1 protein-coding gene is annotated in these 1,094 nt (G+C 61.9%); it reads left to right on the top strand.

The window, feature by feature from the left end:
• A partial coding sequence (locus HV796_RS42650) for an IS110 family RNA-guided transposase (protein WP_175233605.1) occupies window positions 1-825 on the top strand: 825 nt, incomplete at its 5' end.
• Between the last annotated feature and the right edge of the window lie 269 nt (window positions 826-1,094).

A 1,094-nucleotide genomic window follows, 5' to 3' on the forward strand; every position in this document is an offset into this window, starting at 1 on the left:
AAGCTGGGGCACGAGGTGAAGCTGATGCCGGCCGAATTCGTCAAGGCGTTCAACATCCGCAACAAGAGCGATGCAGCGGACGCCCGGGCGATCTGGCTGGCCGTGCAGCAGCCAGGCAAGGCCGTGGCAGTAAAAACCGAAGCGCAACAGGCCGTGCTGGCGCTGCACCGGATGCGCCAGCAACTGGTGAAGTTCCGTACGATGCAGATCAACAGCCTGCGCGGACTGTTGACCGAATACGGCGAAGTGATGGGCAGGGGCCGGGCTGCGCTGGACAAGGCGATACCCTCGGTGCTGGCCAGAGTTTCGGATCGCCTGCCGGCAGTGCTGGTCGACACGTTGCGCGAGCAGTGGAACGGGTTGAGGAAGCTCGATGAGCAGATCGCCGTGATCGAGCGGCGGCTGCGCCACTGGATGCTGGAGGACAAGGCGGTCAAGTCGATAACCGAGATCCCGGGCGTTGGTGTGCTGACGGCGACAGCCGCAGTGGCGACGATGGGCAATGCGAAGGCGTTCAGATCGGGACGCGAGTTTGCGGCCTGGATCGGTCTTGTGCCAAAGCAAACGGGCTCGGGAGGCAAGCTGACGCTGCTCGGCATCAGCAGGCGCGGCGACACGTATCTGCGCACGCTGCTCATTCACGGCGCGCGCAGCGTGCTTACCCGCGCCCGGGAGCCTGGCCCGTGGATCGAACAGATCAGCAAGCGGCGCCCGCCGAACGTGGTGACTGTGGCGCTTGCCAACAAGATGGCTCGGACGATCTGGGCAATCCTCGCCCACGACAGGCCGTACCAGAAGGGGTACTTGAGCGCGAAGCCAGCCTGAACAGTTAGCCGCGCCTCGAGGATTTACATCTACACAGGACGACAGGTCGAAAGGTTGCGTTGGCAATCGAATGTGATGACGAAACAGGTTGGACCGGGACTCGCTAAACCTGAATGTGCATAAGAGCTACCAGCTCGTGAAGTCAATGAGGTGCGAGTCAGCGAATTTCATAGGGGCCCGCTGCGTCCGTTTTGCAGTAAGGCCGTATATACAGCCGCAGCCGATCCTGGACGTCAAAGCATGCGAAATTGCTTCGCAAACGGGAGGCG

The sequence above is a fragment of the Paraburkholderia humisilvae genome, from assembly GCF_902859855.1.
In the GTDB taxonomy this organism is placed as follows: Bacteria; Pseudomonadota; Gammaproteobacteria; order Burkholderiales; family Burkholderiaceae; genus Paraburkholderia; species Paraburkholderia humisilvae.